Below are 23,887 nucleotides of genomic sequence, written 5' to 3'. Positions count from 1 at the left end.
AAAAGTGAGTATTTTAAGTGCAAAAAATTTAGAAACAAGTTATGAAAAGCTTACAGTGTTTCGCGATTTAAATGTGGAAATACAAGAAGGAAAAGTAACGACAATTATAGGTCCAAACGGTTGCGGTAAATCGACATTGTTAAAAACAATGGGAAGAATTTTAAAACAAAAAAGCGGAAAAGTATATTTGCAAGGGCAAGATTTACATACAATTCCAACGAAAGAAATTGCGAAGCAGTTAGCTTTACTCCCGCAAACGCCAATTGCACCAGGTGAACTTAAAGTGGAAGAATTAATTTCTTATGGACGCTATCCACATCGAAATAACGTAAATAAGTTAACGACAAAAGATAAAGAAATGATTGATTGGGCATTAGATATAACGAAAACTTCTGAATTTCGGACGAGACAAATTGCAAATTTATCGGGCGGTCAAAGACAAAAGGTATGGCTAGCGATGGCATTAGCACAAGAGACAGAAGTGTTGCTATTAGATGAGCCAACTACATACCTTGATATGTCTCATCAATTAGATGTATTACAAATTGTGGAGAAGTTAAATAAAGAACATAATTGTACGGTTGTTATGGTATTACATGATATTAATCATGCAGCAAGGTTTTCAGATGAAATTATTGCAATGAAGGAAGGAGAAATTGTTATAACTGGTAGCCCAGAAGAAATCATTACAAATGAAGTGTTAAAAGAAGTATTTCATATTGATGCGCGTGTCATGATTGATCCGTATAACGGGGCTCCTGTTTGTTTCGGTTATGATAGCGTTGTATCTCAAGAAGAAAAAATCGAAATATATGTAACAAGTTAAAAAGGGGGGGATAGGGTGAATACTACAGTTGAAAAACAGCAGATTATAACATCTAATACAGAGCAGTGGAAAATGTATTCAAAATTAAAAGGTAAAGAATATCAAATTCATATTTCAAAGCCGAGGCAACCAGCACCGGATTCAGGATATCCTGTCATTTACGTATTAGATGGCAATGCCTTTTTTCAAACATTTCATGAAGCAGTTAAAATACAATCAGTAAGAGCGGAAAAAACCGGTGTTTCACCAGCTGTTATAGTAGGAGTGGGTTATCCAATTGAAGGCGCATTTTCAGGGGAAGAAAGATGCTATGATTTTACGCCTAGCGTAATTTCAAAAGATGCTCCTTTAAAACCAGATGGTAAACCGTGGCCTAAAACAGGAGGAGCACATAATTTCTTTACTTTTATTGAAGAAGAACTGAAACCACAAATTGAAAAGAATTTTGAGATTGATAAAGGTAAGCAAACGTTATTTGGGCATTCTTTAGGTGGACTATTTGCTCTCCATATACTATTTACAAACTTAAATGCTTTTCAAAATTATTTTATTAGTAGTCCATCTATATGGTGGAATAATAAATCTGTACTTGAAAAAGAAGAGAACCTTATACATGAATTAAACAATGCTAAGTTTGAAACAGGAGTGTTCCTTACAGTTGGGTCACTAGAACGAGAGCATATGGTTGTAGGTGCAAATGAATTATCAGAGCGCCTTCTCCAAGTAAACCACGATAAACTTAAATTTAAGTTTTATGAAGCTGAAGGAGAGAATCATGCATCTGTTGTGCCGACGTCTTTAAGTAAAGGATTGAGATTTATTAGTTACGTATAGGAAAAAAGGTAAGCAATTGCTTACCTTTTTTCCTTATTGTTTAAAGGCAACGTATCCATCAATTAAAAAACTAGTGAAAAAGCGAGTCATTTGAGTAAAGCCACATTCCTCCATAATAGTTAATAAATTAGCTTCGGAAATAGGAAATATTTCTGTTTCAAAAGAATTTTCAAATCGGTCCCAATCTTCTAATGGAATTTGATTTTGCATCATATGATTGCGCCAAGCATGTAATTGTGTAGAAAACATACTTGTATGGGGCACACCATTTATTGAAGCGAGAAAGAATGGCGCACCAGGCTTTAGGCGATTACTAATATCATTAATAAGTTCTTTTTTCTCCTTATTAGTTGGAATGAAGTGCAGGACAAGCATACAGGTGGCAGCGTCAAATAACTGATTTGGTAATAATGTATGGATAGTTCCATGTACAAGATGAACATGGTTTTGTATGCCTTCGTTTTTAATTCTTTTTTTAGCTAACTGTAGCATGCTTTCAGATGGATCGACCCCTGTAAAAGATAAGTTGTTATTTTGTTTGCCTATTGAGAGAATTTCTTGTCCGCCACCAGCACCTATAACTAGTAAATTTGGATTCATGTTTTTTATAGGGAGTGTAGTAAATAAAAAATGGTTCATCATTTCATATAGGTGGTAGTAGCCTGGGATTTTACATGGAATTCTTTGTTCATATGAATTTACGGTAGTATCATTCCAATTCATTTTTAACCTCCTAAGTATGTGTTTTATAGGTTTATTATGAAATGAAATTATGAAGGGGAACAATCCCGTAAATCTGGGGGGGGAAGAGGATGCATGAAAAAACAATGAAAGAAATTAAAATGGTAGCGAATCATATAAGTTCTATAAGATCATTTCAAGAGTCATTTCTCCACTTGATACGTAAAGTTATTGATTTTGACGCCGCTTGTTTTACAACTATAGACCCAATTTCTTTTTTATCTACTGGGGCATTTACCGATGAGAGTGTTGAAAAGATTCATCCACAATTGTTTATGAATGAATTTTTAGAAGATGATTTTAATAAATTTAAATGTTTAACAGAACACTCTCCTCATGTTGCTTCTCTAAGTATGGCGACAAATGGTGAACAAAAGAAAAGCTCTAGATACCGAAATATTTTAAAACCAGCAAGTTTTGGAGATGAATTAAGGGGCGTTTGTATGAGTAAGGGGAAATGTTATGGCCATCTTAGTTTATTTCGAGGAAGTATAAGTCCCGCTTTTCATATCGATGATTGTAAGTACTTAGCAACGATAGTCCCAATCGCTGGAGAGGCTTTAAAGAAGACAGTTTCTATACCTTTTTCAGAAGAGAAGGTGATAGGCACAGGTACGATTATAGTAAGTGAGGATTTTAGTGTATTATATTGGAATCAAGGTGGCAGCGAGTGGCTTTCAAATCTTAGAAAGCATGAACAGTTAAATATAAAAGAAATACCAAGGCCAATACGTGCGGTTTGTTCGAAAGTAAAGGCTAACGAGTATAATGTAGGGTGTATGAATAGAGAAGAAAACGTTTGTCTACCTTTAGCCTATGGCCATTTTTTAATCATTCGGGCTAGTAAGTTAGAACGTACAAGTAGTTTTCAAGGTGGTTATATTGTTCTATTCGAAAGAGCAAGACCGGAAGAGATTTTTCCACTTATTATGGAAGCTTATAGTTTTACAATACGTGAGAAGCAAGTAATACGTAAAATTCTTACAGGTATGTCGACAAAGGAATTAGCCCAAGAACTTTGTATATCTATATACACGGTACAAGATCATTTAAAATCCATTTTTGAAAAGACTGGGGTAAGTAGCAGAAATGAACTTGTGTGGGAAGTATTTTCGAAGTTTTGCTTTGATGTCAATGAATGAAAATAAAACAACTCTACAAAGATCACATGAAGTACGGTGGATGAGTTGTAGGATTGGACTTAAAAAGGTTATGGATGAAACGTTCCATAACCTTTTTTGATATGTAGAATTGTCCTTTTTGAACGTTTTGTTTCAACTTTTCGTCTAAAGAGACGAAAAGTTGTCACAATTCGGTCACAATTAGCATAAACATAAAATAGACGAAATGAACTTATTTCCAAAAAGGCTTAGTTCATTCCAATCATGATTCGTAGAGCTGCAAAAGCATGGATTAAAAGTTCACTATATTTTCAAGGAGGTAGATCGTATGAAAACTATTCTTGCTATCGCTGGGCTTATTTGGGTTTTATCACATGGAATTCCAATTTATGAAGGAGAACAAATTCGCAGTGCTCTGAATAAAAATTTTAATGAATATCATGTTATTGATCGGCAAGATAATGTTGTGACAGTTCGTGTAAATGACTGTTTTCATACGGTAACCGTGGAAGGAACTTCAGTAGTGAATGATGAAAAAGTATGTGATCAGCAATAATTATATATAGAAGGAAAAAAGTCTCAATTTATACACGTATAAATTGAGACTTTTGTATTTATGGATGAATAATAAGAGGGGATGGATAATCCCCTTTTATTATTTTTTTGAAAAAAGGAAAGGGTATCATGATAATTGAGGCTGAGAAGCTAATAAGTTGTTAAGAATAGGCATAAAGTGTAAATATACTCTTATGGGGTATCATGCGTAGATATTTAATGCTATAATTGGTATACTCATAAAAACAATTGTTTTATTGGATGAAGAGAAACTTTAAGAAGGTGATAATATGGATCATAAAGAGAATGAAGCAGTAACACATAGATCAGAAAAAGAAAAAGAACAGATTATAAATAGATTAAAGAGAATTGAAGGACAGGTTCGCGGTATTCAAAATATGATTGAAAATGATCGTTATTGCGTGGATATTTTAGTGCAAATTTCAGCGATTAATGCAGCGATGAAAAAAGTAGGAATGGGCGTTCTCAAAAATCATACGAGTCATTGTGTTTCAGGAGCTATTAAAAATGGAAATGGTGACGAAGCAATTGAAGAATTAATGACAGTATTTGAACGTTTTTCAAAAGCGTAAAAACAAGCTAGTATTTAACTGGCTTGTTTTTTTGTTTACCCTTATATTGGATTTTGGTGTATTGTAGTGAAAAAGTGTGTGTAAAATAAACTTTTAGAAAATAATTGAAAAATCATGATATAAAACCATTGATTACCTTAGGGGGGTATGGTAAGATGTAATTGTGATTAACAAACAATGAATAAACAAGAGGAGGATTTTAAATGGAACAGTTAACATTACAAGTTGAAGGTATGTCTTGTGGACATTGTGTAAATGCTATCGAAAGCAGTGTGAAAGAGCTAAACGGTGTTGAACAAGTGAAGGTTCAATTAGCAGAAGGAACTGTTGAAGTTACTATCGATTCGTCTGCTGTAACATTAAAAGATATCGTTGCTGTAATCGAAGATCAAGGATACGATGTTCAATAATTATTTTTAGATATGGAGATAAATCGTACTTTAAATGAAGTACGATTTATTTTGCTAATAATTATACCTCATAAGGGTATATAGAGGTGAGAGACATGAATGAAAAAAAAGAGGCCAATCTTCAAATATCAGGAATGACATGTGCGGCATGTGCAAATAGAATTGAAAAAGGTCTAAAAAAAGTAGAAGGTGTTCATGAGGCAAATGTAAATTTTGCGCTTGAAAAAACAAAAATAATGTACGATCCAACTAAAACAAATCCGCAACAATTTAAAGAAAAAGTTGAATCGTTAGGATATGGAATTGTAAGTGATAAAGCTGAATTTACTGTTTCAGGAATGACATGTGCAGCATGTGCAAATAGAGTTGAAAAGCGTTTAAATAAGTTAGATGGTGTGAACAAGGCGACAGTAAATTTTGCTTTAGAATCAGCCACAGTAGACTTTAATCCTGATGAAGTTAATGTAAATGAAATGAAGAGCGTGATTACGAAGCTAGGATATAAATTAGAAGTGAAACCAGATGATCAAGATGCATCAACTGATCATCGATTACAAGAAATTGAGCGACAAAAGAAGAAGTTTATTATTTCGTTTATTTTATCTTTCCCATTATTGTGGGCAATGGTTAGTCATTTCTCATTTACTTCGTTTATTTATTTACCAGATATGTTAATGAACCCTTGGGTGCAACTAACACTTGCAACTCCTGTTCAATTTATCATTGGTGGACAGTTTTATGTTGGGGCTTATAAAGCGTTACGCAATAAAAGTGCTAATATGGATGTTCTCGTGGCGCTTGGAACGTCGGCCGCCTATTTCTATAGTGTATATTTAAGTATTCAATCTATTGGTTCTTCGGAACATATGACAGATTTATATTTTGAAACGAGTGCGGTACTTATTACATTAATTATTTTAGGTAAATTATTTGAAGCGAAAGCAAAAGGGCGCTCATCAGAAGCGATTAAAAAATTGATGGGTTTACAAGCGAAGACAGCTACAGTTGTGCGAGATGGAACAGAAATAAAAATTTTGATTGAAGAAGTAGTAGCTGGTGATATCGTCTATGTAAAGCCTGGTGAAAAAATCCCAGTAGATGGGGAAATTGTAGAAGGAAAGTCAGCGATAGATGAATCGATGTTAACAGGCGAAAGTATTCCGGTTGATAAAACAATTGGAGATGGAGTAATCGGTTCTACAATAAATAAAAATGGGTTTTTAAAAGTGAAAGCCACTAAGGTAGGCAGAGATACTGCATTAGCTCAAATTATTAAAGTAGTAGAAGAGGCTCAAGGTTCAAAAGCTCCTATTCAAAGGGTAGCAGATCAAATTTCAGGTATTTTCGTACCAGTTGTAGTTGTGATTGCAATTATCACATTTGCAGTGTGGATGCTATTTGTTACACCTGGTGATTTTGGCGGAGCACTTGAGAAAATGATTGCCGTACTTGTTATCGCTTGTCCGTGTGCATTAGGGCTTGCAACGCCTACATCTATTATGGCAGGATCAGGAAGATCGGCTGAGTATGGTATTTTATTTAAGGGCGGGGAGCATTTAGAAGCAACACACCGATTAGATACAGTTATTCTAGATAAAACAGGTACTGTGACAAACGGGAAGCCGGTGTTAACAGATGTAATTGTAGCAGATGGATTCCGTGAAGAAGAAATACTACGTTTAGTAGGGGCAGCAGAAAGAAATTCTGAACATCCACTTGCAGAAGCGATTGTAGAAGGAATTAAAGAAAAGAAAATTGATATCCCAAGTTCAGAAACGTTTGAAGCGATTCCAGGATTCGGTATCGAATCAGTTGTAGAAGGAAAACAATTATTAATTGGCACACGTCGATTAATGAAGGAATTCAATATTGATATTGAAGAAGTTTCTAAATCAATGGAAGCGCTAGAACGAGAAGGAAAAACAGCAATGCTTATTGCAATCGATAAAGAATATGCCGGTATAGTTGCCGTTGCAGATACTGTGAAAGATACTTCAAAAGCAGCTATCGCAAGACTGAAAAAAATGGGTCTAGACGTTGTGATGATTACAGGAGATAATACACAAACTGCTCAGGCGATTGCAAAGCAAGTTGGTATTGATCACGTAATTGCAGAAGTATTGCCAGAAGGAAAAGCAGAAGAAGTGAAAAAACTCCAAGCACAAGGTAAGAAAGTAGCAATGGTTGGAGATGGAATAAATGATGCTCCTGCTCTTGCTACGGCGGATATCGGTATGGCAATTGGAACAGGAACGGATGTAGCGATGGAAGCGGCAGATATTACGTTAATCCGTGGGGATTTAAATAGTATTGCTGATGCGATCTTTATGAGTAAAATGACGATAAGAAATATTAAACAAAATTTATTCTGGGCATTAGCTTATAACGCGTTAGGAATTCCAATCGCGGCATTAGGCTTCTTAGCACCTTGGGTTGCTGGAGCAGCGATGGCATTTAGTTCTGTATCCGTTGTATTAAATGCATTAAGATTACAAAGAGTTAAATTAAAGTCTTAAAAAGCTACATTAAAGTAATTGAATAGAATTAAAAAACAATACTTTGAATAAGTATTGTTTTTTTGTTCGTATAGAAATTAAAACGATATAATAAAGAAGAAATATGGAATCGTATGTAGTAGAAAAGTTAAGAGGTAGTTTGGTAAGGAGACTTATATATGTTAAAAGATATTATAGTTAGAACATTTCAGAAAGAAGATTTAGAGCAAGTATTACAATTGTTCTATGAGACAGTTCATACGGTTAATGCAAAAGATTATAATGAGTTACAGCTACAGGCGTGGGCACCAAATCGACTAGATAGAGAAAGCTGGTTAAAGTCTTTAGAGAAGAATATTAGTTATGTAGCGGATCATAACGGTGTGATATTGGGATTTGGGGATTATAACGATGATCATTACGTAGATCGTTTATTTACACATAAAGATTATCAAGGGAAAAGAGTCGCTTCATACATACTACAGATGTTAGAAAAAGAAGCAGTGAAATTGAGGCATAGGGAGATATATACAGAGGCGAGCATTACCGCAAAACCTTTTTTTAAAAGTAAAGGTTTTATTTGCATAAAAGAACAAAAGAAACAGCATAATGGTCAGATTTTTATTAATTATGTTATGAAAAAAATATCCTTCTCATAAATGAGAAGGATATTTTTCATTATTTTACAGCTTCTTTTAGTTCTTTACCAGCTTTGAAAGCAGGTACTTTAGAAGCTGCGATTTGCATTTCTTCACCAGTTTGTGGGTTACGGCCTGTACGAGCAGCTCTTTCGCGAACTTCGAATGTACCGAATCCGATAAGTTGTACTTTTTCACCAGCAGCTAAAGTGTTAGTGATTGATTCTACTACAGTTTGTACAACTACAGTAGCTTCTTTTTGAGAAATCTCAGCATTTTGTGCTACGTTTTTAATTAATTCTGTTTTGTTCATGTTTTTCACCTCATATGTAAATAATGCTATTTAAGTTGTTATTATAACGTATAAAACATTCGAGAACAAGTGTACGTACATATATTCGCAAAAAAAATGAAATTTGTAATATTTTTTAGGACACTTTATAGACATTCCATTTAAGCGGATAGAGATTTGTTCTTCATTTCAGTCTTCTCTTGATGAGAAGGTAGTTTCTTATTATAAGATATGAAGTAAGGTAGTGCTACAAATAACATACCCCCTACTAAATTTCCAAAGAAAACAAAAATAAAGTTTGGAAAATATTCAGCCCAAGTGAAATGACCGGCAAAAATCGCAGCTGGGATGACAAACATATTGGCTACAACGTGTTGAAATCCAATCGCAACAAAAGTCATAACTGGGAACCAAATACCGATAATCTTTCCGATAAATTCTTTACTTCCCATACTGAGCCAAACAGCTAAACAAACGAGCCAATTACATCCGATTGCAGAAATAAATGCTTGCAATGGTGTATCTTGTAGTTTCGCTTGAGCGATAGAAATAGTTTTCGCTAAAAAAGCTCCTTCAGTTAAGCCGACGATATGACCGAAAAAATAGGCTACGAATACAGCTCCTATGAAATTGCTAAATGTAACAATAACTAAATTTCGTATGAAATAAAATAAAGTAATTTTCTTTTGGAACCAGGCCATAGAAACTGTCATCATGTTACCAGTAACTAGTTCACCGCCTGCAAGAATAACGAGAATAAGACCAATAGGGAATACAGCAGCGCCTAGAAAACTAGAAAATGATCCCCAATATTTTGGCATTGTCCCAATAACATGAATATCGAGTAAATACCCTAATGAGATAAAAGCACCACCAAAAAAACCAAGAATTAGTATAGGGAGCAATGATAAATGACCTTTTTTCCTTCCTGAATTCGCAGCAAGTTTCGTAATTTCTTCTGGTGTAAATACAGACATGAATAACCCCTCCGTAATAAAATGATGGAATGAATAGAAAAAATTCAAAAATCTACGTATTATAAAAATATGTTATGACTTCTGTATAAAATTGTCAAAGTGAATAGAGAGGGAACGACATATTGATAACATTGTTCATGTTGTCACATTAATGTAACAATAAGGATTTAAAGTGTTTCTAGAGGTGAAAACATGAATACGAATCATGTAAAAAAAGAACGAAAAAAATCAATCGTAAAGATATTTATTATTATTTTTATAAGTATATTAATGATACCAGTAAGTTTGTATTATTATGCGACAGAAATAGAACGAAAATTAGTAACAGTTACGTGGAATGAAATAGAAGCTTCTGCAATTCCTAAAGAATTTAATAATAAAAAAATATTACAGTTTTCAGATGTACATTTAGGACCAGAGTTTACACTGAAACAACTTGAACATTTAGTGGAGAAGATGAATGAATTACATCCAGATATAGTAGTTTTTACTGGAGATTTAATAGATAAATTTGGGTCTTATAGTGCGGAAAGAGAAGAAGCGAAGGCTATTTTGCAGAAAATTTACGCTCCCTTAGGGAAATATGCTGTGTTTGGGAATCATGATAGGGGCGGGGGCGGTAGTTTATTTTACAAAAAATATATGGAGGAAGCTGGTTTTTCTGTATTAGTAAATGAAGTGCAGAAAATTAAAGTGGAAAATGGCAAATATATTACAATATCAGGTTTGGATGATTTTCTATTAGGGAAGCCGCAAATAGATTCAACTTTAAAAAACTTGAAACAAAATGATTTCAACATGTTATTAGTACATGAGCCGGATGTTGTAACCAAAATCAATCGTTACCCAGTTGATCTTCAACTGTCAGGACATAGTCACGGAGGACAAGTCCAAATTCCTTTTGTAGGTCCGTTAATTACTACCAAACTAGCTGAGAACTATGTTGAAGGTATGTATGAAGTAGAGGGGAAGAGTAAGCCGTTATATTTATATGTAAATCGTGGCATTGGGACTACTAGGATGCCTGTTAGATTTTGGAGTGTACCTGAACTTTCAATTTTTGTGTTGAAGCAAAATAGTGACTAGAATAGTAGGAGGACTTTTAGAGAAAGTTCTCTTTTTTTAATAGTTAAATACTGAATATTATGTAAGTTTTGTTTAAAGTGTTAAATAAAGAAAGGGGAATTTCTAGGATAGAAACATGGCATAAAGAATTGGAAAGTTTATATAATCAAATAGTTTCATGACGAAGAGATTTTCATCAATATCCAGAGCTAGCGTTTCAAGAAATAGAAACGCCGAGAAAAATAGCTGAAATCTTAAAAAGTTTTCATATTGATGTGAAAACAAATATCGGGAGCAGAGGAGTAATCGGCGTAATTGAAGGTGGAAGACCTGGGAAGACGATAGCGCTACGTGTTGATTTTGATGAACAAGCAATGTTAATTGGTGGTAAATTACTTTTAAGTCTTGTGAATAGTTATGTAAGAGATGAAAAAGAATCTCTTCATCATGTAGAAGTGAAAAAGTAATTTACATAAATAAAAAACAACAATAGGTTATGTAACCTATTGTTGTTTTTTATTATTTTTGCAAGGAAAGATTATCAAAATATGTTCTGTAAGTATTAGAGAATTCAAAGTTGTTTTTTGCATCCCAATTAATAGACCAAGACATTAGGCCGCGGAATGCAGGATAGCCACTCTGATTTGAAAGTTTATACTTTCCTCCGAAAGGAATGCCCTTAATGATATAATCTAAAGCTTTTTTCATTTCAGTTGGAGAAATGTACCCGCCACTTGGAGCGGCCGCTGGAGCTGCAGGAAGTCCAATTATGACTTGATCCGAACGAAGAGCTGGGAAAATGTTATTTGCATTACCACCTACAGGAAAACCATGTAAGAGCATATCCGCCATAGCGACTTCGTAGTCTGCAGTACCTTGATTGTAGTTATTACCGTCCATTCCAATCCCGCTACCAGCATTGTAGTGTTGAACGTGAATGTATGTTAGTTTATCTTTCACTCCATAAATAATTGGTAAATATGCACCCCAGATGCTTCCGTATGCGCTATAACCGCCTTGAACATAAGCTGTTTCAGGAGCCATGCTTAATAGAAAATCTGGACCATAATGATCTGAGATTGTTCGAATAGCTGATATAAGATTTACGATTTGAGGAGTAGTTGGGTTTTTGAAATTAGTGTCATTTCCGTTTAAGTAAATACCCGATTCAAGGTCAATATCTATTCCATCAAAATCATATTTATCAATCAGAGATTGTATGGAATTAATAAAACGTTGCTTAGCGGCATTGTCAGGGAGTAAAACGACCCCATTTTGTCCACCTATTGAAAGAACTACTTTCTTTCCTTTACTTTTTAAATAAGAAATATCTGATTTGAATTCTGCATCTGTACCATATACAGGGGAAAATTCAACAGTGGAACGATCACCACCAGTTTCACCGAAAGATACATTGATTACATCCCATTTTGGTGAAACGTCTCTTAATTTAATAATGCCAGTACCGTTATCGAAGTTATGCCAGTATCCAACGAGTAATTTTGAACCTAAATTGTTTGCTGCTTGTGTTTGGAAAGGGGATAGCGGTAGTAGTAAGAACATTACTAAAATACAACAAAAAAATTTGAACTTGTTTAACATATTAACACTCCTATACAAAAAGTTGTCTAGATGTATAATCTTGTTTATTTAATGATATCTGAAAATTCTTTCTTTTGTAAGAGGACTATAATTTTCTCAACAATTGTGTATGGGAAAGTATTAAATCTAATGAAATAATTTTTGAAGGAGATTGAATTGCAATTGTTAAATTCAGAATATTTTGATATATTTTAAAGTATAGGACAAAATCTTTCGCACAGTACTCTTACATAAATTTCAAATTTAGTTTGGAAGGGGATGTACAAGAGTTGGATAAAAATCTTAAGAAAGACCTCAAAATACGCCACATTACAATGATCTCAATTGGTGGCGTAATAGGAGCTGGTTTGTTTGTTGGAAGTGGTGCGGTTGTGCATTCGGCAGGACCTGGTTCTATCGTTTCATATGCATTAGCAGGGCTTCTAGTTATTTTCGTTATGAGAATGCTGGGGGAAATGGCAGCTATTAATCCGACAAGTGGTTCATTTGCAACATATGCAAGAGAAGCAATTGGTCCATGGGCAGGTTATACAATTGGGTGGCTATATTGGTTTTTCTGGGTAATTGTTATTGCAATAGAAGCTACAGCAGGTGCTGGTATTATTCAATACTGGATTCCGGAAATCCCACTCTGGTTATTAAGCTTAATATTAACGATTTTATTAACGTTGACGAATGTTTTCTCGGTGAAATCATTTGGAGAATTTGAATATTGGTTTTCATTTATTAAAGTAATAAGTATTGTTTTGTTCCTTTGCTTAGGTCTTGCTGTTATTTTAGGATTTGTACCAGGAACGGAAGCACCTGGCACTTCGAATTTAGTAGGGCAAGGAGGATTTATGCCAAATGGTATAAGTTCGGTGTTACTTGGAATTACCGTCGTTATATTTTCATTTATGGGATCAGAGATTGTTGCTGTAGCCGCTGGAGAGTCTGCCGAACCTGTAAAAGCAGTAAAAACAGCAACAAATAGTGTGATTTGGCGTATTCTCGTATTTTTCATTGGATCGATCGCTGTAGTTGTTACACTCCTTCCGTGGAATTCAGCGAACATACTAAAAAGCCCATTTGTGGCGGTATTGGAACATATAGGGATACCAGCGGCAGCACAAATTATGAATTTTATCGTTTTAACAGCTGTACTTTCTTGTTTAAATTCGGGTTTATATACGAACTCAAGAATGCTTTTTTCAATGGCAGAAAGAGGAGATGCACCAAAGGCATTTTTGAAATTGAATAGTAGTGGTGTTCCGGTTCGGGCGGTTTTATTTGGAACTTTCTTTGCTTACATTGGAGTTGTTTTTAGTTACATATCTCCAGATAAAGTATTTTTATTTTTAGTGAATGCATCTGGCGGTATTGCATTACTCGTTTATCTCGTTATAGCAATTTCACATTTCAAGATACGTAAAAAAATGGGGAAAGCAGAACAACAAAATTTGAAAGTGAAGATGTGGCTTTTTCCATATGTAACATATGTTACAATTGCTGCGATTATAGCAGTTTTAGTTGCAATGATCGCAATTGAATCTTTACGTTCACAGGCACTATTAACGATGCTTGTTACTCTTCTTATAATAATTTCTTATTTTATTTTTAATAGAAATAAAAATAGTACAGTATTGAATTCCGAAAGTAAAAATGAGGAATCTGTTCGATTCTAATTTCTTGTTTTAGAAGAGAGTTACACCCAATCATTGCTATAAAAGAATCATATATAATCATAGAAACAAGTAATTACTATTGTCATAGTGAATATAAACTTTTTTCTTGACTTTTTATACGAAGGCGAGCAGAATGGTAAAAAAGGAAGGGGGGGATGATGTTGGAAGAGTACGTATTAGAGCTGTATAACTTGTTATATACGACAGAATGGCAAGATATTGTTTCGTTTCTAGGAATAGTATTTTGCATGAAAATTGTAATTGTATATATGGAAGAGCAAGGTATGTTCTATTCCTTCTCATCTCCGTTCGATGTGCAGCGCGAGCCGTTGCTAAACTATGCCAATGTGAATTACGAACAATTTCCTTTTGTACTATTCTTTATGATTCGATTTATAACAGCAATTGTAAAGAAGAAGGAAAGTGATGATGAAGAGTGCCACGCAACTTGTAAGGTAGCTAACGTTTTTTAAGCTAAATACAAGGAGGAGATTTATATGTGGTTTCGATTTCTTATGATTGGTTTCTTTTCATTAACAGCAATTTCATTAATGGGATATCAAGTGTCTGAAATTTTTCAAGCATATAGCGATACATTTTTTAACAAAAATTAATCGCGTTGCTATTTGAATAATAAAGCGATAAAATCCTTCTTAAGAAGTTTTATTAAGAAGGATTTTTTTCTTTGTCTTGTCTTGCTGTGTCAAACTATTGTCACATTTACACTGTGAATAATATGTTAAAATAGTGAGGTTATGTATACATACTCGAAGGAAGAGGGAGTGACCATTTTGGTGGATCAATCAACAAATCAGAAAAGCTATGCTCCTATTGTGATAACGCTTTCTGTAATTGTAAATGCGATTATTTTATTTTTGTTCTTTGGACCTGTTGGCTATGAAGGAGAAGTACATTTTGATGTAACAATTTTACCAATGTTAAATGCGATTTTTAATAGCTTTACGTTCGTATTCTTATTAGCAGCTTTATACTCTATTATTAAAAAGAATGTGAAAATGCACCGTGGTTTTATCCTCGCAGCATTTACAACGACGTTGCTATTTTGTGTTTCTTATTTATCGTATCATTACTTGGCGCCAGCAACACATTTTGGCGGAGAAGGATTCATTAAATATGTGTATTTCATCATTTTAATTACACATATTATCCTAGCAGCAATTATTGTACCACTTGCATTGTTTGCACTTGTATTTGGTTTTACAAATCAATTAACACGTCACCGTAAAATTGTACGTTGGACGATGCCAATTTGGTTATATGTAAGTTTATCTGGTGTTATTGTTTACTTAATGATCTCACCTTATTATCAATAAAAGTCTCAGCCCTTAGGCTGGGGCTTTTTTGTTAAGCAAATCTTTTTGTGAAATGAAAAAAATATGGTATACAAAAGTATAGTTGCTTTTCATATAGAAGGGATGGTAAAGAAATATGCAAAATTTTGTATTTCGTAATCCAACGAAACTTATTTTCGGTAAAAATCAATTAGAACAGTTAAAAACTGAAATTCCACAGTTTGGTAAGAAGGTTCTTCTCGTATATGGAGGAGGCAGTATTAAAAGAAACGGTATTTATGATAATGTAATTTCTATTTTAAAGGATATTAATGCAGAAGTATTTGAATTGACGGGTGTTGAACCGAATCCTCGTGTATCAACTGTAAAGAAAGGGATTCAAATTTGTAAAGATAATGGAGTTGAATTTATTTTAGCAGTTGGTGGAGGAAGTGTAATCGACTGTACGAAAGCGATTGCTGCTGGTAGCAAATATGATGGAGATGTATGGGATATTGTAACGAAAAAAGCATTTGCTAGTGAGGCATTACCATTTGGCACTGTACTTACTCTTGCTGCGACAGGTTCTGAAATGAATGCAGGCTCGGTAATTACAAATTGGGAAACGAATGAAAAGTATGGATGGGGAAGCCCAGTTACATTCCCGCAGTTTTCAATTTTAGATCCAGTTCATACTGCATCTGTACCGAGAGATCAAACGATTTATGGTATGGTAGATATTATGTCACATGTATTAGAACAATATTTCCATCATGGAACGAATACAGAACTACAAGACCGTTATTGTGAATCTGTTTTAAGAACAGTCATTGAAACAGCACCTAAGCTTTTAAGTGATTTAGAAAATTATGAGCATAGGGAAACAATTTTATATTGCGGAACGATGGCGTTAAATGGCATTTTAGCGATGGGAGTAAGAGGTGACTGGGCAACTCATAATATTGAACATGCAGTTTCTGCTGTTCATGATATACCGCATGGAGGTGGGCTTGCGATTTTATTCCCGAACTGGATGAAACATGTTGTAGAGGAAAATGTAAGTCGTTTTAAACAGTTCGCTATTCGTGTATTTGATATAGAAACAGATGGCAAAACAGATAAAGAAGTGGCGTTAGAAGGAATTGAGGCACTGCGTCAATTTTGGACTTCAATTGAATCACCAGCAACATTAGCTGATTACGGTATTGGAGAAAATGAAATTGATATAATGGCTAATAAAGCGATGGTGTATGGTGAATTTGGTAACTTTAAAAAATTAAATAAAGATGATGTTCTAAGTATATATAAAGCTTCTTTATAAGTGAATTTAGAAAAGAAACCTATTTGATTGTTTGATCGAATAGGTTTCTTTTTTGCTTTTTATAAGCGTTTATGAATGTTTGTGATTATTTTTGACTGTTTATGGTTGATTTTTGTGACCGTTTTCATTATACTGTAATCAAAGAAGAGGTGAATAAAATGTTAACTCCTGAACGTCATCAAATGATATTGCAACTTGTAAAAGAACAGAAAGTTGTAAAATTACAGCAATTAGTTGAAAGAACAGAAAGCTCTGAGTCGACAATTCGCCGTGATTTAGCACAATTGGAAAAGCAAAGGTTATTAAAAAGAGTTCATGGTGGTGCCGCTGTTTTAACAGGAAAAGGGCAAGAACCAACGATGGTTGAAAAATCATCCAAAAACATTCAAATAAAACAACAAATTGCTAATTATGCGGCTAGCGTTGTTGAACAAGGTGATTGTATTTATTTAGATGCAGGGAGTACAACATTTGAAATGATTCCATTTTTAATCAATAAAGATGTTACTGTCGTTACGAATGGACTTATGCATATTGAAGCTTTAGTTGAAAATAATATTCGTGCGTATTTACTAGGCGGAATGATGAAGAGTAGGACGAAAGCTTTAATCGGTGCTATGGCACAGGAAAGTATGCAGAAGTATCGCTTTGATAAATGTTTTTTAGGTGCAAATGGTGTACATGAACAGCTTGGCTTTACAACGCCAGATCCAGAAGAAGCGCTCCTAAAACAAATGGCATTAACATTAGCAAACGAAGGATATTTCTTAATTGATGAAAGTAAGTTTTCAGAAGTTGCGTTTGCGAAAATTGCAAATGTTGAAGATGCAAATATTATTACAAACCATTTAGAAATTGATTTAGAAAAATATAAAAAACAAACCAATGTAATTGAGGCTGATAAACAATGATCTATACAGTTACTTTAAACCCATCTATTGATTATGTAGTGCAAGTTCCTTCTTTTGATTTAGGAACAATAAATCGAGCGGAGAAAGATATGAAGTTTCCTGGAGGAAAAGGAATTAATGTTTCTCGTGTTCTTCAGCGTTTAGGTGTTAAAAATATAGCACTTGGATTTACTGGTGGATTTACTGGTCAATTTATTAAAGAGGTATTACAGACGGAAGGTGTAACAACAAACTTCGTCCAAGTAGATGAAGATACTCGCATTAATGTGAAAATAAAAGGGAAAGAAGAAACAGAATTAAATGGCCAAGGTCCTATTGTAACAAAAGAGCAGTTCGAACAGTTAATGAAAAAAATTGAGAGTATGCAACCTGGAGATTGTGTTGTACTCGCTGGGAGTGTACCAGTCTCTATTCCAAGTACCTTTTACGAATCAATTGCTGCGTTTGGAGCTGAAAAAGGTATTCGTGTAGTAGTAGATGCAAGTGGAAGTGCACTGCAACATGTAATTAAAAATAAGCCGTTTTTAATTAAGCCAAACCACCATGAACTTGGTGAGTTGTTTGGAGTGGAGCTTTCAACAGTAGAAGACATTTTACCTTATGGAAGAAAATTAATTGAACAAGGTGTAAAACACGTTATCGTATCGATGGCTGGAGAGGGAGCTTTATTATTTACGGCAGAAGGTATATATGAAGCGACTGTTCCAAAAGGTGTTGTAATTAATTCAGTTGGGGCCGGAGATTCTCTTGTTGCAGGGTTTGTAGGCAAATATGAACAGACAAAAGATATTGAAATGGCATTTCAATACGGCGTTGCAACAGGGAGTGCAACAGCATTTTCAGCTGATTTATGTAAGAAGGAAAAAGTAGAAGAATTATTGTCGCAAGTAATTGTAGCTAAGCGATAGGGGGAAGCAACATATGAAAATTACAGAACTATTAAAAAGGGATACAGTCATTATGGATATGACAGCTTCAAATAAAGAAGCTGTCATAGATGAATTAGTTGAGAAATTAAACGGGGCAAATCGTTTAAATAGTAAAACGGAATTTAAAGAAGCTATTTTAAAGCGGGAGTCCCAAAGTACGACTGGAATAGGGGAAGGTATTGCAATACCTCATGCGAAGACAAAGGCTGTTAAACAACCATCGATTTGTTTTGGTAGAAGTGTAAGCGGTATCAATTATGAGTCGCTTGATGGACAACCGGCACACTTATTCTTTATGATTGCTGCAAGTGAAGGAGCGAATAATACTCATTTAGAAACGTTGTCTCGTTTATCGACATTATTAATGGATGAAGGGTTTCGCAAGCAACTATTAGAAGCGAAGGATGAAAGTGAGCTTCTTCAACTATTTGATGAAAAAGAGAATGAAAAAGAAAAAGAGAATGAAAAAGAAGAAGAGATTGAAGTTGCAAAACCAGAAGGAAATGAACCGTACGTACTTGCTGTTACAGCTTGCCCAACTGGAATCGCTCACACATATATGGCGGCGGATAGCTTAAAAGCAAAAGCGGCAGAGTTAGGAATAGCGATTAAAGTTGAAACGAACGGATCAACAGGTATTAAAAACGGTTTAACGAAAGAGGATATTGAACGTGCAACAGCTATTATTGTTGCGGCAGATAAACAAGTAGAAATGAATCGTTTTGCTGGTAAACATGTCATTCAAGTGCCAGTTGCTGATGGGATTAGAAAAACGGAAAATCTGCTTAAACGAGCTGTCAAACAAGATGCACCAATCTTTAAAGGTGTAAAAGAGGATGGGAAAACAGAAAGTATTGAGAGAGAAAAAGGATTAGGAATTTATAAGCATTTAATGAGCGGTGTAAGTAATATGCTTCCATTCGTTGTTGGTGGCGGGATTTTAATAGCGCTAGCATTTTCGTTTGGTGGTATAAAGGCGGAAGGTCCTTTAGCTGAATTGTTCATGTCAATTGGTGGAGGAAAAACAGGTGCGTTTTTATTCCTTGTACCAATTTTAGCTGGATTTATTGCAAGCTCTATTGCTGATCGTCCTGGTTTTATGCCTGGTGTTGTAGGTGGATTTTTAGCGGCGAATGCGAATGCTGGATTTTTAGGTGGATTAATTGCTGGTTTCTTAGCTGGATATGTTGTTTTAGGGTTAAAAAGATTATTTTCAGGACTACCAGTACAATTAGAAGGAATTAAACCTGTTTTGTTATATCCAGTCTTTGGATTATTGATTACAGGAGTTGTAATGCAAAAAGTAGTAATTCCGCCTGTAGTAGCATTAAATGAAATGTTGACAGGGTGGTTAAATGGTTTAAATGGTACGAATGCTATATTACTAGGTCTTATTTTAGGTGGTATGATGGCAATTGATATGGGTGGTCCAATTAATAAAGCGGCATTTACGTTTGGTATTGCTGCAATAGAAGCACAGAATTTTGGAGTGCACTCAGCAGTTATGGCTGGTGGTATGGTACCGCCACTTGCGATTGCATTCGCAACTACATTCTTTAAATCAAAGTTTACAGAAGCGGAACGTAAATCTGGTTTAACAAATTATATTATGGGAGCATCGTTCATTACAGAAGGTGCGATTCCGTTTGCAGCTGCAGATCCGGTTCGAGTAATCGTAAGTTGTGTTGTTGGTTCAAGTATTGCAGGTGCGTTATCTATGTTATTCCAAATTACATTACCGGCACCGCATGGTGGATTATTTGTAATAGCATTAGTAAATAAACCGTTACTATATATTTTCTCTATATTAATTGGAACGATTGTCTCGGCTATTATGCTAGGTGTTTGGAAAAAGAAAGTTCAATAACAAATGAAAAGAGAGCAGCTTTTAGTAGCTGCTTTCTTTTTATTACAAAAAAATAGGTTAACAATGGAATATTGATGCTTTTTGGTAAAAGATGTAATGAATTTTGGTTTTTTTGTAACAAAAAAGTAACACTGTAATTTTTTCTGGAAAAAGTTCTTGTGCTCGTATGTAAAAAATATATGAAAACCATTGGAGATTGTATTAAAAATACATTTTATTAATATGGAAATTTATGTTACAGCTCATTAATCGTATATTACGAATGCTTTGTAATTGTGTGATTTCTAAAAATTCTAAAAATCTGTTGCTATAATGAAAATACGAAAACAAAGCAAATGGAGGCTATTCATGAAAAAATTATTAAGTATAGCAACAGCAGCAGTTTTTGGTCTTGGGATTTTTGCAGGTTCTGCTAAAGCGGAAACAATTGTAACAACAGACGTATTAAATGTTAGAGAAAACCCAAATGTAGAGTCAAAGCTTGTAGGTAAAGTGTTAAGTGGGAATACACTAGATGTTATAAATACAGAAAATGGATGGACAAAAATTAAGTTAAACGGTAAGGAAGCGTTTGTAAGTGCTGAGTTTACAAGGAGCACATATTATGTAACGGCGGGCGTATTAAATGTTCGTGCTGGAGCGAATACTGATTCTGAAATTTTAGGTAAACTTAATAAAGATGATGTGATTGAAACGACGAATCAAGTTCAAAATGAATGGTTACAATTCGACTACAATGGAAAAGTCGGATATGTTCACGTGCCATTTTTAACAGGAACGGCACCTGTAATTGAAAAGAAAGAAGTTGTAGCTCAAGAAGAAGCGCCGGTTAAAAATAATACAGCAGTTAAGAATAAAGAGTCTGTTAAGAGTAACGATTCTATTAAGAATGTAGAATCAAGTAAACCTGTGGTAAAAGAAAAGCCGGCTGCAAAACCAGTTGCGAAATCTACTGAAAAAAGTGCGCCTACTGGTGGTCGTGAAATTACAGTAGAAGCGACGGCATATACAGCAGATCCGAGTGAGAATGGTTCGTATGGTGGTCGTGTATTAACTGCAATGGGGCATGATTTGACAGCAAATCCAAATATGAAAGTAATTGCTGTTGATCCGAAAGTAATTCCGCTGGGCTCGAAAGTATGGGTAGAAGGATATGGAGAAGCGATTGCTGGAGACACTGGTGGTGCGATTAAAGGAAATCGTATTGATGTATTAGTCGGTTCAGATGGTAGTGCTAATAGCTGGGGGCGCAAATCTGTAAAAGTGAAAGTTATACAATAGGTTATCGATATTAATATAAAAAGCGGTTGCTTGAAATTATGTAAGCAACCGCTTTTTATGGATTATTGAAAGGGATAAATAGTTTTACCTGTAATAATTTTATATGCACTGCAAAATTGTGTTTGTATATATTCTGTATTTTTATTTTCTGGATGTGATGTTGTTTCATGGAGAGTAGAATGAAAAGCCCGTAGTAAACAATTTAGGGCGAAGTATAATTCCTCTTGTGAACAATTTTGTTCTTTTGTAGAAGTAGCTAAAATGAGGTCTTTTGTCAAAGATGAAAAATTGATGGTGGATTGTTTCATAGTTAACTCATCCTCTCGAAACTATTTTTATCATGTATATGCAGAATTGGACAAACTATGTTCTTTTTTATATGTAATTTCATGTACCGAAATGAAAGAACTTGCAATCATGCCGTTAAAATTGGTAAGATTGGGTATAATCAATAGATGGAGTATATTACATAAAGAGAGTTGAATGCTATGGGAGAAGTGCAACGTGAAAAAGTTGCTGTCATCATTGGACCAACAGCTGTTGGAAAGACGAAGTTAAGTATCGATCTTGCCAAAGCGTTGAACGGTGAAATTATTAGTGGTGATTCCATGCAAATCTATCGAACGATGGATATTGGAACTGCAAAGGTAACACAAGCAGAGATGGACGGAATTCCACATTATATGGTCGATATAAAAAATCCGGAAGATTCATTTTCTGTCGCGGAATTTCAAGAACGTGTTCGCAAACATATTCGAGAAATTACAGAACGTGGTAAATTACCAATTATAGTTGGTGGGACCGGTCTTTATATACAATCTGTTTTATTCGATTATCAGTTTACAGATGATGCTGGTGATGTGATATACCGAGAGCAAATGGAAAAGTTAGCTTTAGAACGCGGTGTGGAATATGTACATAAAAAATTGCAAGAAGTAGATCCAGAAAGTGCAGAGCGTATTCATGCAAATAATGTACGACGTGTCATTCGGGCGTTAGAAATTTTCCACACGACGGGTGAAAAAATGAGTGACCAAATTGAGAAACAAGAAAAAGAGTTACTCTATGATGTTTCATTAATTGGCTTGACAATGGATCGAGAAATGCTATACGATCGCATTAACTTACGAGTGGATTTGATGATGGAACAAGGCCTATTAGAGGAAGTAGAAGGGCTGTATAATAGAGGGATACGAGATTGTCAATCTATTCAAGCGATTGGATATAAAGAAATCTATGATTATTTTGAGAATCGAGCCTCTTTAGAAGATGCGGTATCACAATTAAAGACGAATTCGCGTCGTTATGCAAAGCGTCAATTAACGTGGTTCCGTAATAAAATGGATGTCACGTGGTTTGATGTTACAGACGGTGAAAAAACGTCAGAAATTTTACGATACATAGAAGGAAAGTTACAAGTAAAGTCGAATAATAGTAAGTAGAGAAAAAGAGGAGGATTCGACATGAAGCAATCAATCAATATTCAAGATCAGTTTTTAAATCAACTCCGTAAAGAAAATACGTTTGTTACGCTGTACTTATTAAATGGTTTCCAGCTTCGTGGACTAATTAAAGGATTTGATAATTTTACAGTCCTACTGGAAACAGAAGGTAAGCAACAGCTTATTTATAAACATGCAATTTCTACATTTGTACCACAAAAAAATGTTTCAATTGAATTAGAATAGTAATGAATTATTGTACATAACAAAAAAAGAGCGAGTTTCTCGCTCTTTTTTTATTTGTCATAAACAATATATAGTGAAATTTAAGCGATTCTAAATACAGTAAGGCGGATGTTAGTATTTCCTGTCGCAGGAATCGTAATCTCATTAAGAGTAGATTGGACAGAAATTCTTGCACCAGCTACTAATGTTTCGATTGTAGTAAATGAAAGTGAGTCGCCTATTAAATTTGAAGAGAAATTATCAGTTGCGACTGCTCCATTAATTGAAATTCCTACTCCGAGTGGAGCGCATCCTGGCGCAGTTGTAGAAATGGATACGCTAATTACATAAATACCACCGTTGATAACAGTAACTGTATCTGTGCCGTTGAAGATAATATTGTTTACGTTAATTGCAGTACTAAAAATAAAGTTATTAAATTGCAGTACTGTTTGCTGAATATTGTTTGTTACAACAATTGTTGCTACAGGGAAGCTAGGTCCAGTTGGCCCAGTAGGTCCGGTAGGCCCACCAGAAGGTCCAGTAGGTCCAGTAACTCCTATACCAGTAGCGCCGGTAGCACCCGTTGGTCCTTGAATGCCTTGAGGTCCAGTGGCACCCGTAGCACCTGTGTTACCTTGAACACCTTGAGGTCCAGTAGCACCCGTAGCACCAGTAGCGCCGGTAGCACCCGTGTTACCTTGAACACCTTGAGGTCCAGTAGCGCCGGTAGCACCAGTAGCGCCGGTAGCACCAGCAGGTCCTTGAACACCTTGAGGTCCAGTAGCGCCAGTAGCACCAGCAGG

25 protein-coding genes and 1 pseudogene are annotated in these 23,887 nt (G+C 34.9%); 20 read left to right on the top strand and 6 right to left on the bottom strand.

Features of this window, described 5'->3' with window-relative positions; translation table 11 throughout:
* Positions 1–4 precede the first annotated feature (4 nt).
* Both DOS87_RS20905 and DOS87_RS20900 read left to right on the top strand, forming a co-directional pair.
* Positions 5–826 (top strand): ABC transporter ATP-binding protein, encoded by an 822-nt coding sequence (locus DOS87_RS20905; protein WP_000025762.1) that lies wholly within the window; start codon positions 5–7, stop codon positions 824–826.
* A gap of 15 nt (positions 827–841) precedes the next feature.
* Positions 842–1,660 carry an alpha/beta hydrolase gene (locus DOS87_RS20900; protein ID WP_001098706.1) on the top strand — a complete coding sequence of 273 codons (819 nt, stop codon included), beginning with the start codon at positions 842–844 and terminating at the stop codon, positions 1,658–1,660.
* A 33-nt stretch (positions 1,661–1,693) separates the two neighbouring features.
* Here DOS87_RS20900 and DOS87_RS20895 read toward each other — a convergent pair whose 3' ends face one another.
* Positions 1,694–2,383 (bottom strand): class I SAM-dependent methyltransferase, encoded by a 690-nt coding sequence (locus DOS87_RS20895; RefSeq protein ID WP_001104343.1) that lies wholly within the window; start codon positions 2,381–2,383, stop codon positions 1,694–1,696.
* A gap of 89 nt (positions 2,384–2,472) precedes the next feature.
* Here DOS87_RS20895 and DOS87_RS20890 point away from each other — a divergent pair, with 89 nt between their 5' ends.
* The 6 genes from DOS87_RS20890 to DOS87_RS20865 all read left to right on the top strand — a co-directional run bounded on the left by DOS87_RS20890 (position 2,473) and on the right by DOS87_RS20865 (position 8,234).
* Positions 2,473–3,543 (top strand): helix-turn-helix transcriptional regulator, encoded by a 1,071-nt coding sequence (locus DOS87_RS20890; protein WP_000544759.1) that lies wholly within the window; start codon positions 2,473–2,475, stop codon positions 3,541–3,543.
* Between the two features lie 307 nt (positions 3,544–3,850).
* Positions 3,851–4,078, top strand: coding sequence for a hypothetical protein (locus DOS87_RS20885; RefSeq protein WP_000849105.1), 228 nt, complete (start codon positions 3,851–3,853; stop codon positions 4,076–4,078).
* Between the two features lie 289 nt (positions 4,079–4,367).
* A complete protein-coding gene (locus tag DOS87_RS20880) occupies positions 4,368–4,670 on the top strand; it encodes a metal-sensing transcriptional repressor (protein ID WP_000349643.1) in 303 nt (100 codons plus the stop codon).
* Between the two features lie 203 nt (positions 4,671–4,873).
* Positions 4,874–5,080 (top strand): copper chaperone CopZ, encoded by a 207-nt coding sequence (copZ, locus tag DOS87_RS20875; RefSeq protein ID WP_000436973.1) that lies wholly within the window; start codon positions 4,874–4,876, stop codon positions 5,078–5,080.
* Positions 5,081–5,175: 95 nt separating this feature from the next.
* Entirely contained in the window at positions 5,176–7,596 is a 2,421-nt protein-coding gene (locus DOS87_RS20870; RefSeq protein ID WP_001003184.1) for a heavy metal translocating P-type ATPase, read from the top strand.
* 158 nt (positions 7,597–7,754) lie between these two features.
* On the top strand, positions 7,755–8,234 hold the full coding sequence (locus DOS87_RS20865) for a GNAT family N-acetyltransferase (protein WP_000910173.1): 480 nt from the start codon (positions 7,755–7,757) through the stop codon (positions 8,232–8,234).
* 19 nt (positions 8,235–8,253) lie between these two features.
* On the opposite strand, the gene DOS87_RS20860 is transcribed toward DOS87_RS20865, so the two are convergent.
* Positions 8,254–8,526 carry an HU family DNA-binding protein gene (locus DOS87_RS20860; protein WP_001043904.1) on the bottom strand — a complete coding sequence of 91 codons (273 nt, stop codon included), beginning with the start codon at positions 8,524–8,526 and terminating at the stop codon, positions 8,254–8,256.
* A gap of 140 nt (positions 8,527–8,666) precedes the next feature.
* Positions 8,667–9,482, bottom strand: coding sequence for a formate/nitrite transporter family protein (locus DOS87_RS20855; RefSeq protein ID WP_000110551.1), 816 nt, complete (start codon positions 9,480–9,482; stop codon positions 8,667–8,669).
* A gap of 192 nt (positions 9,483–9,674) precedes the next feature.
* Between DOS87_RS20855 and DOS87_RS20850 the strand changes: the two genes are divergently transcribed.
* Together DOS87_RS20850 and DOS87_RS30355 are read left to right on the top strand one after the other, a co-directional pair.
* A complete protein-coding gene (locus DOS87_RS20850; RefSeq protein ID WP_001095333.1) occupies positions 9,675–10,568 on the top strand; it encodes a metallophosphoesterase in 894 nt (297 codons plus the stop codon).
* A 107-nt stretch (positions 10,569–10,675) separates the two neighbouring features.
* Positions 10,676–10,912: pseudogene (locus tag DOS87_RS30355) on the top strand (amidohydrolase); the annotation flags it as partial.
* Positions 10,913–11,066: 154 nt separating this feature from the next.
* Here the strand turns inward: DOS87_RS30355 and DOS87_RS20840 are convergent.
* Positions 11,067–12,149 (bottom strand): chitinase, encoded by a 1,083-nt coding sequence (locus DOS87_RS20840; protein WP_000932446.1) that lies wholly within the window; start codon positions 12,147–12,149, stop codon positions 11,067–11,069.
* A gap of 269 nt (positions 12,150–12,418) precedes the next feature.
* On the opposite strand from DOS87_RS20840, the gene gabP reads away from it, so the two are divergent.
* The 8 genes from gabP (at position 12,419) to entD (ending at position 21,414) form a co-directional block, all read left to right on the top strand.
* On the top strand, positions 12,419–13,813 hold the full coding sequence (gabP, locus tag DOS87_RS20835; RefSeq protein WP_000360101.1) for a GABA permease: 1,395 nt from the start codon (positions 12,419–12,421) through the stop codon (positions 13,811–13,813).
* A 158-nt stretch (positions 13,814–13,971) separates the two neighbouring features.
* Positions 13,972–14,286, top strand: coding sequence for a hypothetical protein (locus tag DOS87_RS20830; protein WP_002162598.1), 315 nt, complete (start codon positions 13,972–13,974; stop codon positions 14,284–14,286).
* A gap of 318 nt (positions 14,287–14,604) precedes the next feature.
* Positions 14,605–15,147, top strand: a complete 543-nt coding sequence (locus DOS87_RS20825) for a DUF420 domain-containing protein (protein ID WP_000228316.1) — start codon at positions 14,605–14,607, stop codon at positions 15,145–15,147.
* A gap of 115 nt (positions 15,148–15,262) precedes the next feature.
* Positions 15,263–16,426, top strand: a complete 1,164-nt coding sequence (locus DOS87_RS20820) for an iron-containing alcohol dehydrogenase (protein ID WP_001179114.1) — start codon at positions 15,263–15,265, stop codon at positions 16,424–16,426.
* A gap of 158 nt (positions 16,427–16,584) precedes the next feature.
* A complete protein-coding gene (locus tag DOS87_RS20815; RefSeq protein ID WP_000957288.1) occupies positions 16,585–17,337 on the top strand; it encodes a DeoR/GlpR family DNA-binding transcription regulator in 753 nt (250 codons plus the stop codon).
* The gene (gene pfkB / locus DOS87_RS20810; RefSeq protein WP_000640857.1) at positions 17,334–18,245 is read left to right on the top strand and encodes a 1-phosphofructokinase; all 912 of its coding nucleotides are present in this window, start codon (positions 17,334–17,336) and stop codon (positions 18,243–18,245) included. Before DOS87_RS20815 ends, pfkB begins: the two co-directional genes overlap by 4 nt.
* Before the next feature lie 13 nt (positions 18,246–18,258).
* Complete coding sequence (locus tag DOS87_RS20805; RefSeq protein WP_000704617.1) at positions 18,259–20,133, top strand: PTS fructose transporter subunit IIABC; 1,875 nt, start codon at positions 18,259–18,261, stop codon at positions 20,131–20,133.
* A gap of 348 nt (positions 20,134–20,481) precedes the next feature.
* Positions 20,482–21,414, top strand: a complete 933-nt coding sequence (entD, locus tag DOS87_RS20800; protein WP_000735455.1) for a cell wall-binding protein EntD — start codon at positions 20,482–20,484, stop codon at positions 21,412–21,414.
* Between the two features lie 62 nt (positions 21,415–21,476).
* On the opposite strand, the gene DOS87_RS20795 is transcribed toward entD, so the two are convergent.
* Positions 21,477–21,722: a hypothetical protein gene (locus DOS87_RS20795; protein WP_000814431.1), complete on the bottom strand. Its 246-nt coding sequence runs from the start codon at positions 21,720–21,722 to the stop codon at positions 21,477–21,479.
* 180 nt (positions 21,723–21,902) lie between these two features.
* Here DOS87_RS20795 and miaA point away from each other — a divergent pair, with 180 nt between their 5' ends.
* On the top strand, positions 21,903–22,856 hold the full coding sequence (miaA, locus tag DOS87_RS20790; RefSeq protein WP_000504954.1) for a tRNA (adenosine(37)-N6)-dimethylallyltransferase MiaA: 954 nt from the start codon (positions 21,903–21,905) through the stop codon (positions 22,854–22,856).
* Positions 22,857–22,877: 21 nt separating this feature from the next.
* Positions 22,878–23,102, top strand: coding sequence for an RNA chaperone Hfq (hfq, locus tag DOS87_RS20785; protein WP_000813896.1), 225 nt, complete (start codon positions 22,878–22,880; stop codon positions 23,100–23,102).
* Between the two features lie 80 nt (positions 23,103–23,182).
* Here the strand turns inward: hfq and DOS87_RS20780 are convergent.
* A partial coding sequence (locus tag DOS87_RS20780) for a Gly-Xaa-Xaa repeat protein (protein ID WP_222621049.1) occupies positions 23,183–23,887 on the bottom strand: 705 nt, incomplete at its 5' end.

Origin of the sequence: Bacillus sp. CR71, assembly GCF_003429245.1 — a bacterium.
GTDB classification, from domain to species: Bacteria; Bacillota; Bacilli; order Bacillales; family Bacillaceae_G; genus Bacillus_A; species Bacillus_A thuringiensis_S.
The sequence above is the reverse complement of the archived record's forward strand: the minus strand, read 5'-3'. Positions and strand labels throughout refer to the sequence as shown.